Source organism: Pseudomonas extremaustralis, from assembly GCF_900102035.1.
GTDB lineage: Bacteria > Pseudomonadota > Gammaproteobacteria > Pseudomonadales > Pseudomonadaceae > Aquipseudomonas > Aquipseudomonas extremaustralis.
Genome location: NZ_LT629689.1, coordinates 2,253,319 through 2,268,489 on the forward strand (window position 1 = coordinate 2,253,319; position 15,171 = coordinate 2,268,489).

16 protein-coding genes are annotated in these 15,171 nt (G+C 58.1%); 11 read left to right on the forward strand and 5 right to left on the reverse strand.

Annotated elements, in window-relative coordinates; all coding sequences use genetic code 11:
• Positions 1–2: 2 nt before the first annotated feature.
• A complete protein-coding gene (gene gspG / locus BLR63_RS10250) occupies positions 3–452 on the reverse strand; it encodes a type II secretion system major pseudopilin GspG (protein ID WP_010564242.1) in 450 nt (149 codons plus the stop codon).
• A 148-nt stretch (positions 453–600) separates the two neighbouring features.
• Here gspG and gspI point away from each other — a divergent pair, with 148 nt between their 5' ends.
• A complete protein-coding gene (gene gspI / locus BLR63_RS10255) occupies positions 601–966 on the forward strand; it encodes a type II secretion system minor pseudopilin GspI (RefSeq protein WP_010564241.1) in 366 nt (121 codons plus the stop codon).
• Here the strand turns inward: gspI and BLR63_RS10260 are convergent.
• Entirely contained in the window at positions 953–1,384 is a 432-nt protein-coding gene (locus tag BLR63_RS10260) for a type II secretion system protein N (RefSeq protein ID WP_010564240.1), read from the reverse strand. The genes gspI and BLR63_RS10260 overlap by 14 nt on opposite strands.
• 93 nt (positions 1,385–1,477) lie before the next feature.
• On the opposite strand from BLR63_RS10260, the gene gspH reads away from it, so the two are divergent.
• The 6 genes from gspH to BLR63_RS10290 all read left to right on the forward strand — a co-directional run bounded on the left by gspH (position 1,478) and on the right by BLR63_RS10290 (position 8,916).
• Entirely contained in the window at positions 1,478–1,930 is a 453-nt protein-coding gene (gene gspH / locus BLR63_RS10265; protein WP_010564239.1) for a type II secretion system minor pseudopilin GspH, read from the forward strand.
• Complete coding sequence (gene gspJ, locus BLR63_RS10270; protein WP_010564238.1) at positions 1,927–2,526, forward strand: type II secretion system minor pseudopilin GspJ; 600 nt, start codon at positions 1,927–1,929, stop codon at positions 2,524–2,526. Before gspH ends, gspJ begins: the two co-directional genes overlap by 4 nt.
• 347 nt (positions 2,527–2,873) lie before the next feature.
• Positions 2,874–4,904 carry a type VI secretion system Vgr family protein gene (locus BLR63_RS10275; RefSeq protein WP_010564237.1) on the forward strand — a complete coding sequence of 677 codons (2,031 nt, stop codon included), beginning with the start codon at positions 2,874–2,876 and terminating at the stop codon, positions 4,902–4,904.
• Positions 4,905–4,914: 10 nt separating this feature from the next.
• On the forward strand, positions 4,915–5,385 hold the full coding sequence (locus tag BLR63_RS10280) for a hypothetical protein (RefSeq protein ID WP_083365945.1): 471 nt from the start codon (positions 4,915–4,917) through the stop codon (positions 5,383–5,385).
• A 5-nt stretch (positions 5,386–5,390) separates the two neighbouring features.
• A complete protein-coding gene (locus BLR63_RS10285) occupies positions 5,391–8,423 on the forward strand; it encodes a peptidoglycan DD-metalloendopeptidase family protein (protein WP_081480354.1) in 3,033 nt (1,010 codons plus the stop codon).
• Positions 8,413–8,916, forward strand: a complete 504-nt coding sequence (locus tag BLR63_RS10290; RefSeq protein ID WP_010564235.1) for a hypothetical protein — start codon at positions 8,413–8,415, stop codon at positions 8,914–8,916. The genes BLR63_RS10285 and BLR63_RS10290 overlap by 11 nt, the downstream gene beginning before the upstream one ends.
• Positions 8,917–9,122: 206 nt before the next feature.
• Here BLR63_RS10290 and BLR63_RS10295 read toward each other — a convergent pair whose 3' ends face one another.
• The 3 genes from BLR63_RS10295 to BLR63_RS10305 are packed head-to-tail and all read right to left on the reverse strand — an operon-like array spanning position 9,123 to position 11,273.
• Positions 9,123–10,049, reverse strand: a complete 927-nt coding sequence (locus BLR63_RS10295; RefSeq protein WP_010564234.1) for a FecR family protein — start codon at positions 10,047–10,049, stop codon at positions 9,123–9,125.
• 37 nt (positions 10,050–10,086) lie between these two features.
• Entirely contained in the window at positions 10,087–10,632 is a 546-nt protein-coding gene (locus BLR63_RS10300; RefSeq protein WP_010564233.1) for an RNA polymerase sigma factor, read from the reverse strand.
• Entirely contained in the window at positions 10,629–11,273 is a 645-nt protein-coding gene (locus tag BLR63_RS10305) for a secretin and TonB N-terminal domain-containing protein (protein ID WP_042946654.1), read from the reverse strand. The genes BLR63_RS10300 and BLR63_RS10305 overlap by 4 nt, the downstream gene beginning before the upstream one ends.
• Before the next feature lie 217 nt (positions 11,274–11,490).
• On the opposite strand from BLR63_RS10305, the gene BLR63_RS10310 reads away from it, so the two are divergent.
• From BLR63_RS10310 to BLR63_RS10325, 4 genes are all read left to right on the forward strand, one after another.
• The gene (locus tag BLR63_RS10310; RefSeq protein ID WP_010564231.1) at positions 11,491–11,790 is read left to right on the forward strand and encodes a hypothetical protein; all 300 of its coding nucleotides are present in this window, start codon (positions 11,491–11,493) and stop codon (positions 11,788–11,790) included.
• 159 nt (positions 11,791–11,949) lie between these two features.
• Positions 11,950–12,759 (forward strand): response regulator transcription factor, encoded by an 810-nt coding sequence (locus BLR63_RS10315; RefSeq protein ID WP_010564230.1) that lies wholly within the window; start codon positions 11,950–11,952, stop codon positions 12,757–12,759.
• A 100-nt stretch (positions 12,760–12,859) separates the two neighbouring features.
• Entirely contained in the window at positions 12,860–13,972 is a 1,113-nt protein-coding gene (locus tag BLR63_RS10320) for an ABC transporter ATP-binding protein (RefSeq protein WP_010564229.1), read from the forward strand.
• A 32-nt stretch (positions 13,973–14,004) separates the two neighbouring features.
• On the forward strand, positions 14,005–15,147 hold the full coding sequence (locus tag BLR63_RS10325) for an ABC transporter substrate-binding protein (protein ID WP_010564228.1): 1,143 nt from the start codon (positions 14,005–14,007) through the stop codon (positions 15,145–15,147).
• Positions 15,148–15,171 lie beyond the last annotated feature (24 nt).

Here is a 15,171-nt window from a genome sequence, read left to right on the forward strand (position 1 = left end):
CCTTATAACTGCCAGGAGCCGATATCGGCATTTACACCGTCGCCGTCCGGCTGGCCGTCGGCACCGAGGGAGAACACATCGACCTCACCGTTGGCGCCCGGGTTGAGGTAGTGATAAGGGTTGCCCCAGGGGTCGTTGGGCAGGCGATCGAGGTAGGCGCGCCAGTTGCTGTTCTTCGCATCGGCCGGGCGCTCCACCAGCACCTTGAGGCCCTGGTTCATGCTCGGGTAAGTGCCGTGGTCCAGGCGATACAGCTTCAAGGCCTGCATCAACCCGGCGATGTCCTGTTTCGCCGCCGTGGCCCGCGCCTGGTCCGGCCGATCGAGGACCTTGGGCACCACCATCGCTGCGAGGATCCCGAGGATGACCACCACCACCATGATCTCGATCAGGGTGAAGCCACGTTGGCCGCGAGGGCCTGGCAATGGGGATGTTAGGCACGCGATATCCATCTCGACATTCCTCGGCTTGAGTGCATTTCGGGGCGCAGTGTTGCAAGAACACATGTCAGTCGTATTGAAAATGCTCGGGAGGTTCGGTCGCCAATCGGTCAACTGCCGGCGCTAGTCTGCGGGCCTGTTTCCCGGCTTTGAGTGCGCCATGTATCGCCGTCGCAAGGAGCAAGGCTTTACCCTGATCGAGGTGCTGGTGGCGCTGGCGATCATCGCCGTGGCCATGGCGGCGGCCGTGCGCGTGGCCGGGTTGATGACCCAGAGCAACAGCTTGCTGCGGGACAAATCCATGGCGTTGCTGGCGGCGCAGAGTCGCTTGGCGGAACTGCGCCTGGAGGGGCATTTACGCAGCGGCAAGAGGACCTTCGAATGCGATCAAGGCCGGTTGAAACTGCGCTGCGAGCAAACCCTCAGCGCGGATGGGCCGCTGTTCCAGGTCGATGTGCAAGTGCTCGACGCCAGCCGCGAAGCGCCGCCGCTGGCAAGGTTGTCGACACAGGTCAGGGCCGAGTGAGGCGTGGCAGTGCCGGCCCTTGCGGCAATGTGTCGAGCTTCACGCGCTGCTTTTCGCCGCCGCGCTCGATCTCCACGCCGTCGCCTTCAATGGCCGTCAAGCGCACGCCGGGGCTGAGGCGCTCCCCCAACAGAAAACCGCGCGGCGGGCCGTCGTTGAGGCTGAGGATCGCCACCGCCCCGCGCGCCCCGGCCAGCACGCCCGAGACCTTGACCTGCAGCGCCGTCGGCACGTTGGAAAACCATTGCAGCGCCGGGTTTTCGGTGCCCGCCGCGAGGGCCTGGGGTGCGACCGGCGGGGTGTGGGATTCGGCGGAGGTGAGCAGCAGCGGCGTCCAGATCACCGCACCCGCCACCGCCGCCAGCAACGCCATGAGTTGTACGCCATGGGCCGGTGAAAAACGCGAGGTAAAGAACATGGGCAGGACCTCCTGTTTGTCCATCGCCACAGCGTACCGATCAATTCGCACGTTTTTATTTCACAAGCTCCCCGGTTCTCAAGAGGCCACACCATGAAACAGCAAGGCTTCACCCTGATCGAGCTGATGGTGGTGCTGGTGATCATCGGCATCGCCAGCGCCGCCATCAGCCTGACGATCAAACCCGACCCGCTGCACCTGCTGCGCAAGGACGCCGAGCGCCTCGGCCAACTGCTGCAAATCGCCCAGGCCGAAGCCCGCGCCGATGGGCGCCCGATCACCTGGCGCGCCGACGCCAAAGGCTTTCGCTTCAACCGCCGCAGCGACGACGGCAGCGGCGTCGACACCTTCGCCCGCGACGCCCAACTACGCCCGCGCCAATGGGAAAGCACGCCGATGCAGGTCAACATCGAACCGCGCCAAACCCTTGTCCTCGACGCCGAATGGATCAACCCACCGCTGCGAGTGGTGCTCTCCGACGGCCAACACAGCCTCAGCCTGCAACGCGACGCCACGGGCTTGATGCGCGTGGTGGCCCAGCCATGACCCCCTCCCAGCAAGGCTTCACCCTGATCGAAGTGATGGTGGCGATCCTGCTGATGGCCGTGGTCAGCCTGATCGCCTGGCGCGGACTCGACAGCGTGACCCGCGCCGATCAACACCTGCAGGCCAGCACCGAACAGACCGAAACACTGCTGCGCGCGCTGAACCAGATGCAGCGCGATATCAACCTGAGGGCCAGCGTCGAACTGAACTCGCGAGACGATGCCAGCAAAGAAACAGGGCTGGCAGCCGTGACTGTGCGCAGTTCCGACAGCAAAGGCTTTCGGTTGGACGTGATCCGTAGCGCCCCCGTCGCGGGAGATGGCCTGCAACGGGTGCGCTGGTGGCTCAAGGGCGACAACCTGTATCGCGCCGCCGCCCCCGCGCGCGACCGCTACCCGCTGCCGGCGGCGAAGGATGGGGTGGTGGTGTTGAGCGGAGTCAGTGATTTGCAGGTGCGGGTCTGGGAAGCGGACAAGGGATGGCGGCAGTTGAGCGGAAACCGTCGCGAAGATCCATTGGGGCTGGAAGTCAGCCTGGTGAGAGACACCCCTCAGGGAGTTGAACGGTATCGCCAAGTGGTAGGGCCGCTCAGGTAGTTTTTTACGCGGTCGCCCGATGCACAAGCAGGTTCTTCATCACCTCTCCACATGGCAAAAAGTTGCACAGTGAAAAGCTGAAAACCCACCCATAAATCCCCTACAGCCCTTGATTCACAAGGGCTGCAGCCAAGTGCGCAAGAAGTTGCACAGCACTGTGCAACTTCTTGCGCACTTTTCCCCCTTTTTTCGTCCAAAAAAGCTGCCTTCCCTTCTGGCTTGCATCTAAGTGCTTGTTTCGTATTGAAATTAATTATCTGGCATGCCGTTTGAATAGAAGCGCTCCCCCAACGGGGTATTTTCGTCCCTTGGGCACCTTCATTTTTCAGTGACAGAAGGAAAAAGCGATGCTCGCACCGGCCAACCAGACCCACTTCAGTCTCACCCTCGAAAACTTCACCGGCGACCTGCAAGTCCTCTCGTTCACCGGCACCGAAGGCATCAGCCAACCCTATCGCTTCGACGTCGAACTGGTCAGCGAAAAAGCCGACATCGACCTGGAAAAACTCCTGCACAAGCGGGCGTTCCTGGCCTTCGACCCACAAGGCCACGGCATACACGGCCAGGTCTACCGTGTCGCCCAAGGCGATGCCGGCAAGCGCCTGAGTCGCTACAGCCTCTCCTTGGTGCCACAGCTTCAATACCTGCATCACCGCACCAACCAACGTATTTATCAGCAGATGTCGGCGCCGCAGATCATCGCCTTGATCCTCGAAGAGCACGGCATCCAAGGCGACGCCTACCGCTTCCACCTCAGCCAACCGTGCCCGGATCGAGACTACTGCGTGCAGTACGACGAATCCGATCTGCATTTCATCCAGCGCCTGTGTGAAGAAGAAGGCGTGCACTACCACTTCCAGCACAGCACTCGCGGCCACGTCTTGGTGTTCGGCGACGACCAGACCGTCTTTCCCAGACTCGGCCAACCCACCGCCTACATCCAAGGCAGCGGCCTGGTGGCCGACGAACCGGTGATCAAAGGCTTCAGCGTGCGCCTGGCCACCCGCACCGGTCGCGTGACCCGTCGCGACTACGACTTTGAAAAGCCCAAACTGCAACTCGAAGCCGACTACAAACCCCACGGCGATGACCCCGGCCCGGACCTTGAAGACTACGACTACCCCGGCCGCTTTCTCACACGCGACCGTGGCAACGTCCTCAGCCAACGCGCCGTCGAGCGCCACCGTGCCGACTATCAACAGGCAGAAGGCTGGGGCGACCAGACCACACTGACCAGTGGCCACTTCCTGCAACTCTCCGATCACCCACGTAAAGCCTGGAACGACCTGTGGCTGCTGACCGAGGTTTTTCATGAAGGCAAACAGCCCCAAGTCCTAGAAGAATCCATCACCAGCGACACCACCGAGGACGATTTCCACCAGGGCTACCGCAACCGTTTTCTCGCCACGCCGTGGGACGCGTTCTACCGCCCACCGCTGAACCATCCCAAACCACGCATCCTCGGCAGCCAAAGCGCCGTGGTCACCGGCCCCGAAGGCGAAGAGATCCACTGCGACGAACACGGCCGCGTCAAAGTGCAATTCCACTGGGACCGTGAAGGACGGGGCGACGACAAAAGCAGTTGCTGGCTGCGTGTTTCCAGCAGTTGGGCCGGCGCCCGCTACGGCGGCATCGCCATCCCCCGCGTCGGCATGGAAGTGCTGGTGACCTTCCTCGAAGGCGACCCCGACCAACCGCTGATCAGCGGCTGCCTGTACCACAAGGAACACCCAGTTCCTTACCCACTGCCAGCGAACAAAACCCGCACCGTGTTCAAAACCCTCAGCTCGCCCGGCGGCAGTGGCTTCAATGAACTACGCATCGAAGACAAAAAAGGCCAGGAACAAATCTTCCTGCACGCCCAGCGCGACTGGGACGAAAACATCGAACACGACCAGAAAATCCGCGTCGGCAACGAACGCCACGACACCGTCGAGCAGAACACCTACACCGAACTCAAGGCCGAAGAACACCGCATCACCCACGCCGACCGCAAGGTGGAAGTGCGCATGGACGACCACCTGACCATCGCAAAAAACCAACACGTGAAAGTGGGCATGGCGCAGTTGGTGAGCGCGGGAAACGAAATTCACCTGAAGGCCGGCGAGAAGATCATCATCGACGCCGAGATGGAACTCACGGTGAAAGCCGGGGGCAGTTTTATCAAGGTGGATATGGGTGGGATCGCAGTGATGGGGCCGGAGGTGAAGGTGAATGCGGGCGGTTCGCCGGGGAATGGGATGGGGATCGGGATCAAGTCGCCATGGTTGCCGGGGGCGGCGGATAAGGACCAGGCCGGGAGATTGATGGATCGGGCGTTGGTGAATGGGGGGACTGAGAGGGTTAAGCCGAACGCGTTTTATGTGTTTTCTGAATAAAGGAAATCTGATGTTGAATCTTAAATTTTTGATTTCTGCTCAAGCGATGAAAACAGTTATTGGGCTAGCTGTTTTTGTAACGATGGGAGCGAGTGCGCAGACGACGTTGGAAGAGCAGCTTCGCGGAATAGAAGATTGCAGTATAAGAAATGTTTTTCTCGACCCTATAAGTCATAGACCTAGCGGCAAGTATTTCTCAGAGCGAAAGCTGGAACCCTGTCGTATAGATGAGGCGGCGTACTACTGTGTGACTGATACTTTTTACCGCCTGCATGTAAATCAGATAGCCATCCCTTATATCGGCCCATTTAGTGTTCATGCCATTTATATAAAAGAAAGTCCAGATATCGTTGAGTCAGTATTAATGGATCAATTTAAAAAAATCAAACTCAATCAAAATAATGATACATCCCCAACATTGATTGCCAACCCGAAACAACCCGGAAGTTCGATTTTTTATTGTAATGAGTACAGCGAGTAATAAATATGAAACTATATAATCCCGGTTCACCTTTCCATTACACGAGTAGCTGGAACCCTACTCGTACTCATCCAGTAACAGGCGTAGTTCGCGCACACCGTGGAGAGGACTGGAGCGCTCCGAGTGGCACATCAATCCCAGCGGCTGGTGCGGGCAAGGTTGTCTATAAAGGCGACATGTCGGGCTATGGAAATGTAGTGGTATTGGAACACGCTAATGGCACAGAGATTGTGCATACACTCTATGCGCATATGAGTACCCCATCCCCCTTGGCAATGGGAGCCGCCGTGGCAAAAGGCGCTACGGTAGGCTTATGTGGGAATACAGGTATTGGAACAGGTGCTCACCTGCACTTTGAGGTCCTACGTAATGGCACGCAAGGCGAACCAAATCTGGCCAAGGGGCATGCCACGGTAAATCCGCGCGAGTTTGACATCTCCAATTTGGAGCATCCGGACGGTGCGCAAGCAACGACTGCAACTACCAAGTCGGTAGAAGCCGTTAATAATGATGAACCATGGCAATTTCCGTTTCGTCAGGCTGACGGCAAGCAATTCCCTAACATAAAAGAACTTTACAACGTTATGGACGCTGAGACGTCTGGACACTATCTCCTAGGCGGGAGCAATTTTTGGCATGGAGGGCTGCACATCAGTGACAAGAGCGCCCCGCAATGTATTCGAAATGAACCCATCCGTTGCATTGGCGATGGTGTAGTTGTAGCGTACAGATTAAATAAGCAGCATTTGGTTTCGAAATACATAGGGTCAGATATATGCGCAACTTTGAAATATTCCACATCTTTTTGTTTGGTCCGCCATAAGTATGAGTCTCCGCCTAGCAAAGAGCCGCAAGGAAGCAAACGTAATAAGTTGGCATTTTTTAGTCTCTACATGCATATCTTGCCTTATGATGATTACAACAAGGAGAACAGTGAGCATATACGAAAACTGAAAGTCATGAATGGAGGGTGGCCTGCGCGCAACTACCATATAGACGACATTAAAAGTCGTATTATAGGGAATATACCTACCGGGATTGAAATTGAAATATTGCGAGAGCAACCCACTGAGAATGGGAAATATCTGTTCGCACAAGGAAGAATTTCAAAGGGGAGCTTTTCCGGGGCCAAAGAAAAAGATGTGATTTGGTTCGCTATCCAAGAACAGGGTGCCCCAATAAAAAACAGTCTAGGCAAAGAGCGGCTGGCTGAAATTATACCTCCAGAACGTTCAATTCCCCGTTATTGGAACGGGGTTGTTGAAGCAAGTGTGAGCACGCTACACGGTCTAAAAGTCAGAGGTGCGCCAAATGGCGATAGCGCCGGATCTCAAATTTCACCAGAGCAAGTTTTATGCACCGGCAGTGTTATTCGTTTTTATAGCGATAAGATTCGATGGCTGACGCTAGAGGATGGAAAAAAATATCCAATGGCTGAATGCACTCTAGTGCCTTCCGAGCACTCCGGATTAAAAGGCGCAGGCATACTGCCTGAAAAATTTTGGTGTTGTGTAGATGATGTCGGCCCCAGAAGGATGGTGACGAGGAAGAATATCACTCCCGCGGAGTTTGAACGCGTTGTTATTACCAATGCGCCGATAAGAGCAGGTGAGCCTATAGGCTATATGGGGTTGTATGAAGTGCCGGCAAATGAAAAAGGCGGCATTCAAACTAAGCATCAAGTTCACGTGGAAATATTTAGTTCTGATAGCGGCATTGAAGATTTTTTGAAGAATTCTGCGGGGGTGATAGACGGAAGAAAATTCCTAGCCCTCAAACGAGGACAGAGACTCGCTGTTAAATCAGGCACTGATAATGCTCCTATATTTACCGAGCAAGGGCCTACGCTGAATGCCGACTCTTATTCGGTTATGGATGGCTCGAATGTTATTAAAGACGCAGAGGGTGATGAGTGGTTCAAGGTTTTAATTTTAGATTCTAAAACGCATCAAGAAGGTTACGTCAACCGGAAAAATGTTGAAATCATATGCCAGCATGATTGGAACAAACTTGGCTACAACATAGTAAGAGAGTCGAATCCCGACACAGAGGGTTTTCTAGACCAGAAAAACATGCCTGCTTTTTTTCAAGATATCTTTTCAAAAATTGGTATCAAGAGCACTGAAGATGGCATAGCAGCCTCTGCACAATTGCAAGCCGCACTGCGTGCCCCTCACAGACGTAGCACCTGGTCAAAACTTATCGCTTACCATCCGACAGAATGGCAAGCGAAGTCTTCAGAGCCAAAATGGAATGGATTAAAGGCCATGCTTAAGGACTCGCCCGAATTACTTAAACATGAACTGGAAAGAATCGACAAATTGGTTTTTTGGGACGAAATGGCAGGAGCGATGCAGCTTGCACTGCCAAAATCAGTTTATCACTTTCATCCTTTGGCATTTATCAATAACATTATGAAGTTTTCAAACGATGATAGAAGTTGGGCCCGTAGTGCATTTGCTAATTTACTGGGTCGGGTCGAGTCCAACAACGACTACACTGCCTACAACACCACAACCCCAACACTCAGGTCATTTTACAATACAAAACTTACAACAATGACCATAGCTGAAGTTCAGAAGAAGCAACAAGCTAATAAGATGTTTGCAACAGGTCGCTATCAGTTGATAACATCAACTTTAGCTGATGCGGTAACCAAACTGGGGCTGGACACCTCCCAAAAATATGACGAGGCAATGCAGGATAAAATTTTTTGCGAGTATTTAATTAAGATAAAGAGAAAAGCAATAATTGACTTTCTTGAAGCAGACGGCGATATCGAGGAAGCCATTTATGCCTGGGCAAAAGAGTTTGCTTCAGCAGGCGTTAGAAAAGGAAAAAAAATCAGCTCAATAATTTTGAAAGATGCAGCAGGCAAGCCAGTTCTTCATCCGGCGACACGTAAAAAACAATTTGTTGAGCGGTACGCAGAATCTGAAGGAGTATCGTTCTACCAGGGAGACGGATTGAATACTGCTCACATCACACCAGAGGAAATGGTTCGTGCACTTAAGGAATCTAAAGAAAATGGCAAATAAAATGGTGTACGGCGCTTTTCTATTACTTGTTCTTTTTAGTTGCAAAGTATTTGCCGGCGCTCCACAATTTTCAGACTACAAAGTTGAATATATATATGAGGGCAGAAATAGTCATTTGGCAATAACCGATAGTGCCGGCCCGCGCTGGGATGACTTAAGGATTTCTGCCGCAGAAAAACCAGTAAATTTTGCAGGTCACTATATTTTGTTTACCGGCGATTGCGCTGGCGCTTCAGTTTGCGGGGAGGTTATTGATGCAGAGACAGGTAAAATCATACGAAGCCTGCCGAACGTTTATCAAGCATATGACGAGGATACCGAGGAGGCATTTGACATAGAATATAAGGTGGATAGCAGATTAGTAGTAATAATGGGGATAGCCCAAAATAACGAGCCAGGCATTAATAATGAGAGTTTTCAGCGGATGTATCGCACTAGATATTACGAGTTTAATGATGGGGATTTTCATTTAATATTTACTGATGACAATTAAAATGTCGCACACAATGGCGCAAGCACAACCATCAAGCAACTAGAGATAAGTGAGTTTTGACGCGCAGACCAAAACCCCGATCATCATTCTTGATCCCAAGCCCAGATCTGATGATCAAATCAGCGGCTTCGGTTTTTAATACACGACGCCCGTCAAACGCGCTGATCAAGCACATCAAAGGTACCGAGCGGTAAAACAAGCGCTGCCTAACTCAACAACACAACCCCCCCCGGCAACTCCGTACACTTAGCCCCATACGCATCCCGGATCAACAACGCCACCCCTGCCAGTTGCTGCAGGCTGAACCGCGCCTGCACGCGGCGCTGGCCCAGTTGTTTGTTCAGCAATACCAGCATCCCCGGCCGGTAGCGGTTGATCTCGTCCACCACGGTGGCCAGGGTGGCGTTGTTGAATACCAGTATCTGTTCGCGCCAGGCCACGACTGCCTGGGTGTCCACCACCACCGGTTCGCCCACGCCGGCGGCGCCATAGGTCAGTTGCCGGCCGCTCTCCAGGCGCACGCTGCGGCCGGCGACGTCCACCGACAGCCAGCCGTCGATGCAGGTGACACACACGGTCTGGTCGGTATTGCGCAGGTTGAACCGCGCCTGGGCGGCGCTTACCGCGCCTTCGCCGGCCTGGACCCTGAGCGGCTGTGCGACATGGGCGAGCACTTCGACTTCGCCTTCGAGCAGTTCAATGCCCTGCCCCACTCGGCTGACGCGTGTCTGTGTGTTGAGTTCCAGGCTGATGCCTTCGCTGAGCAGCACTTGCCGCTGCTCGCCGACCTCGGTGCGATAGTCCGCCGTAAGGCCGGCAAAGCCGCCGGGGGAGCCAACGTGCACCATCACCACGGCCGCCGAGGCGGCGAGTGCGCCACCGAGGAACGCACGCCGGCCGAACCGGCGGGGCTGCGAGACCTGTTCGGCGGCCGGTGCCAGTTGTTGCCACAAGCGCTTGGCCTGTTCGAACGCCTGGGCATGTTCGGGGCTCTGGGCGCACCACGCCTTGAGGGCCTTGGCGTCGGCCACGGTGGCGCGTCCCGAGGTCAGCAGGAGCAGCCAGTCGCGGGCTTCATCGTGCAGGGGGTTGGCGGCGGATTGCCGGGTGGCACAGAGGCTAAAAATATTCAAGCGCGCACATACTCACGGTTTTATCAGGGACTCAACTCTAAGACGGTTTTCCCGCCCCGGGACCGAACCGCTGGATCACTTTTCTTTCCAGGCGCTTGGCGCAGTAGCCCAGGGCAGCCTTGATTTCCTTCTCGACCATGCGCGTGGAAATGCCGAAGCGCCTGGAGATTTCCAGGTGCGGCGCTTCTTCCAGGCGGGCGGCGATAAGGATCTGGCGGCGGCGCGCCGGCAGCTCGTAGAGGGCTTTGACCAGGGATTGGATTTCTTTCTGACCGCCCACCACCCGCGAGGGGTCCTGGGCTTCGTCGGTGCTTTGCAGCAGTTCTTCCACCTCGCTGCCCGTGAGCAGGCGTGCATCGGCCTGGCGGCGGTCGGCGGCGATGTTCAAGGCCATGCGGTACAGGTAGGCATTGGGTTGCGCCAGGTTGGGCGGCACGTCCATGCGGTCGACACGCAGATAGGTTTCGTGCAGGACGTCATTGGCCAGGTCCTCCGAACCCAGACGCTTGCGCAAGCGCACCTTGAAGTCTTCGTAGGAGGCCAGGAACAAGCTGACCATCGTACTGTGCCCGGTGTCTTTCATCCGTCCGAGCCTCCTTTTCCGGCTGTGCAGTCCATGCGTGTTCCTGTGGTGTCGGGCATCAAAAGTAAAGTCAGCGGTTGGCGCAGCGAACTCGGCGCCGGGCGTTCGACCCGCGCAGTGCCCAGGCTGCGCACCAGTGCTTCATCGCGTTGTTCATCGCCGGTGGAACTGACCAGCCGGCTGTGTTCGATCCCCCCTTGCGGGTTGACCCAGACCTGCACCAGCGCCCTGAAACTGCCGGGGCGTGTCAGTGACGAGCGGCACAGGCTGACTTCGATCGCCCGCTGCAAGGCGGCGGCGTAACTGCTGTTGATCCGTGCTGCGCGACGTGCCGCCTCACCACGGGCCACGGGCGGCGAGCTGACGTCGGGCAACTGCAAGGTGAATGCATCGCTGCGTGCATAGCGCGCCATCAGGCCACTCCCTGTCAGCAATATCGCCAAAGCCTCCTGCGCCGTGAAACGACCGCGCACACTGATAGAGCGCCGGCCCCGCGTCAGTTCGCGGTCGACCAGCACCGCCATCCCGGTGGCGCGGCTGTACGCTTGCAGTGCATGTTCCAGGTCCTGCGCCGGCAGGTCCAACGACAGGCGCGGTGACTCCGCCTGCGCCGCGCGACCACCGGCCAACAGCAACAGCAGGACCAGGGCGCATACGCCGCGCCTCCAGGCCCTCTGCCCACCCTCAGCTCTGCATTGCTGCACGACCGACGCGCCCTAGAAAACCGTCATCCTGAGGCCAGTTTATGAACCTGATGTTACGGTGATAGCAAAAAAAACATCACGGTGACGGGAGGCCCGCTGCACTAAACTTGCACACCATAACGGCCCACTCCACCGGGCCCGCCAGGAGGCCCCGATGAAACGTTTGCTGACCCTCGCCAGCCTGATGCTGTGCAGCGCCCTGCCCTTGCTCGCCCATGCCGACAGTTGCACCGAAGTCGCGGTGGATGGCTACAAGGCCCCCGACTATGGCTGTTTGAGCCAGCAGATGGGCAGTGAGACGAATGCCACCAAGGCCGCGCAAAAGAACCGCGAAGCGCAGAACGTCACCGTGGAAAAACAGCTGCCGAACAAGGTTGGGCTGGCCACCCCGGCGGCGACCAGTGTGCGCATGGGCAATACCTTCGGCACATCGGTGAAGCCGCAGCGGCCTTGAAGGCTACGGAAACAAAAATGTAGCACTCGGTAACATTGCCGCCCCCTCGCGGGGCATGTCGGTGCCCTGCCGTCGAGCGCCGTCCCCGCGCCTGTGGGTCCGCGAGGCCATGGCGCAGTTCGTGCATCCTTCGCCATTCCCTTGCCATCCGAATCCACCATGCGCCCCAAGGAACTGAAGCTCTGGACCACCGGCGTCGCCCACCTGTTGGCGCTGGTCCCCGGCCATGCGCGGCTGTCAGGCCTCAGCCAGTGGCTGCGCCAGGTATGCCCGGTGGATCACTTCGTGCTGTTCGTCTATGAAGGCAACCACCGTCCGCTGGCGCTGTTCGATACCTTCGGCGCCGACAAGCGCGGTGTGTACGTGGATGACTACCAGTGCGGGCCCTACCTGCTCGACCCGTTCTACCTGGCCTGCACCCGTGGCCAGGCGCCTGGATTGTGGCGCCTGCGCCAGTTCGCGCCGGACCACTTCTACCTCGGCGAGTACTACCTCACCTACTACCAGCAAACCGGCCTGGCCGAAGAAATCGCGTTTTTCGTCGACCTCGGCGCGGGGGCCACAGCAGTGCTGTCGTTGATGCGCTCGACCGCCAGTTGTGCGTTCAGCCGTGACGAGATGCAGTTGATCGAATGCGCCCAGGCGGTGGTGGAACAGGTGATCGGCGAGGCCTGGCAACTGCGCCAGGCCCAGCAACCGCGTCCGGCCCAGGACCTGGACTTCAAGATCCGCGAAGCCTTCGACCAGTTCGGTGCGCACATTCTCACCGGGCGCGAACAGGAGATCGTGCAACTGCTGCTGCGCGGCCACTCCAGCGCGTCGGTGGCCGAGCAACTGAACATCAGCCCTGGCACGGTGAAGATCCACCGCAAGAACATCTACGCCAAGCTCGGCATCGGCAGCCAATCGGAATTGCTCGGCCTGTTTATCCGCGACCTCACCGGCCAGGAGTCGGTCGCTGTCGCCTGATAGCTGAAAACGACTCTATCCCCCAAGGGATATATACAGCGCAAAACCCCCATTGCTAGTTTGGCCCTCGACGCAAACCGCACCTCGAGGAAGCCAGACCGTGAACGACACTTCGCCCAGCGACATCGAATTTTGCAACGTGGTCAAACGCTACGGCGCGGTGCAGGCCGTCAATGGCCTGAACTTCTCGGTGCGCCGGGGTTCGTTCCATTCCTTTCTCGGCGGCTCGGGCTGCGGCAAGACCACCACCCTGCGCATGATCGCCGGCTTCGAACAACCCACCCGCGGCGAGGTGCGCCTGGCCGGGCAGAACGTGGCCGGGGTGCCGGCGTTCGAGCGCCCGGTGAACATGGTGTTCCAGCATTACGCACTGTTCCCGCACCTGACGGTCGCGCAAAACATCGCCTACGGCCTGCGCTACCGCACCCCGCGTCCGGACAAGAAAACCCAACTGCGCATGGCCGACGAGGCCCTGGAGATGGTGCGCCTGAGCGGCTTCGGCCAGCGCAAGCCAAGCGAACTGTCCGGCGGCCAGCAACAGCGCGTGGCCCTCGCCCGCGCCCTGGTGAACAAGCCCACCGTGCTGTTGCTGGACGAACCCCTGGCCGCCCTGGATCGCAAGCTGCGCAAGGAGATGCAATCGGAACTGCTGCGCCTGCAACGCGAAGTGGGGATCACCTTTGTGCTGGTGACTCACGATCAGGAAGAGGCGTTGTCGATGAGCGACAGCATCAGCGTGATGCACAACGGCTCGATCATTCAGACCGCCACCCCTGAGCAGCTCTACGAAACCCCGGCCAGCCGTTACGTCGCCGACTTCATTGGCGAGTCCAACCTGTTCAACGGCACGGTGCGCCGCCTGCACGGCAACGCGGTGGTGCTACGCACTGCCCAGGGCCTGGAACTGACCAGCCCGCTGACGCCCACCGGGCAGGCGCTCGGCGCGGATGCCGAGGGCTGCATCGCGGTGCGCCCGGAGCTGATCAGCATTGCCGGCGCAGGCGCCCCGCTCGCCCGTGAAGTGTCGCTGCCCGGCTGCGTGGAAGACCGCATCTACCTGGGCAACTGTACCGAATACCGTGTGCGCACCCAGGCCTTCGGCGTGGTCTGCGTGCGCGTGCCACGCCAGCAGGAAGACGTGCAGGCGTTCGAACACGGCGCGGCGGTCAGCGTCGGCTGGGATCATGCCAATGGCCTGGCCATGGCGTTGTAAATCACTTTTCTCAAACGATTGTGGAGCGTGTCATGGACCAGAAAACCTTTCTCAAAACCCTGCGCAGCTGGCAGAACGGTTCCATCAGCCGCCGTGAGTTCCTCGGCCGCACCGGCCTGGGGCTGGCCGCAGCGGTGGTCGCCACCAACATGCCGGGGCTGCTGACCTCCAGCGCCGAGGCCGCCGAACAGGGCAAGTTCGGCGATCGCCTGTCGCTGGCCACCTGGCCCAACTACCACAGCCAGGAAAACCTCGACACCTTCGCCAAGACCACCGGCGCCCGCGTCGCCATGAGCGTGTTCGGCTCCAACGAAGAAATGCTCGCCAAGCTGCAGGCCGGCGGCAGCGGCTGGGATGTGCTGGTGCCGACCAACTACACCATCAGCACCTATGTGGGCCTGGGGCTGATCGAGCCGCTGGACCTGTCGCGCATCCCCAACTTCGACGCCGCGGCGTTCCAGCAGAAATTCATCGCCCAGGGCACCGTCGACGGCAAGGTCTACGCAGTGCCGAAAAACTGGGGCACCACCGGCATGTGCTACGACACCGAGAAACTGAAAAACGGCCCCGCCAGCTGGAAAGCCTTCTGGGCCGCCGCCCAAGGTCCGGCCAGCGGGCGCACCATGGTCCACGATTACCAGTTGACGGCCATCGGCAACGCCCTGAAAAGCTTCGGCTACAGCTTCAACTCCCTGGACCCCAAGGAGCTGGCCGACGCCGAAAAGCTGCTGATCGAGGTCAAGCCGCACCTGTTCGCGATCAACTCGGACATCCAGCCGTCGATGCGCAGCGGCGATGCCTGGCTGGCCATGTCCTGGACCGGCGACGCGTCGCAGCTGCACCGCGATATGCCGCAGATGCATTTCACCCTGGGCCAAGAAGGCGGCGAGTTGTGGAGTGACTTTTTCGCCATCCCCAAAAGCTCGGAGCACAAAGACGCCGCCTACGCCTTCATCAACTACCTGCTGGATCCGCAGCACAACAAGCTGGAAGTGCTGAGCCACGGCTACCCCAGCGGCGACAAGCGCGTCGACGCGCTGCTGCCGCCAGCGATGCTGGAGGACCCGATCATGTACCCGGCCGCCGAAGCCCTCAGCCCCCTTGAATTCGGCGCCGCCGCCACGCTCACCAGCCCGGCCCGCGCCGAGTTGATGGCGCGGTTCAAGTCCGCCTGATCGTTCAGCCATGGCCACTGAGGA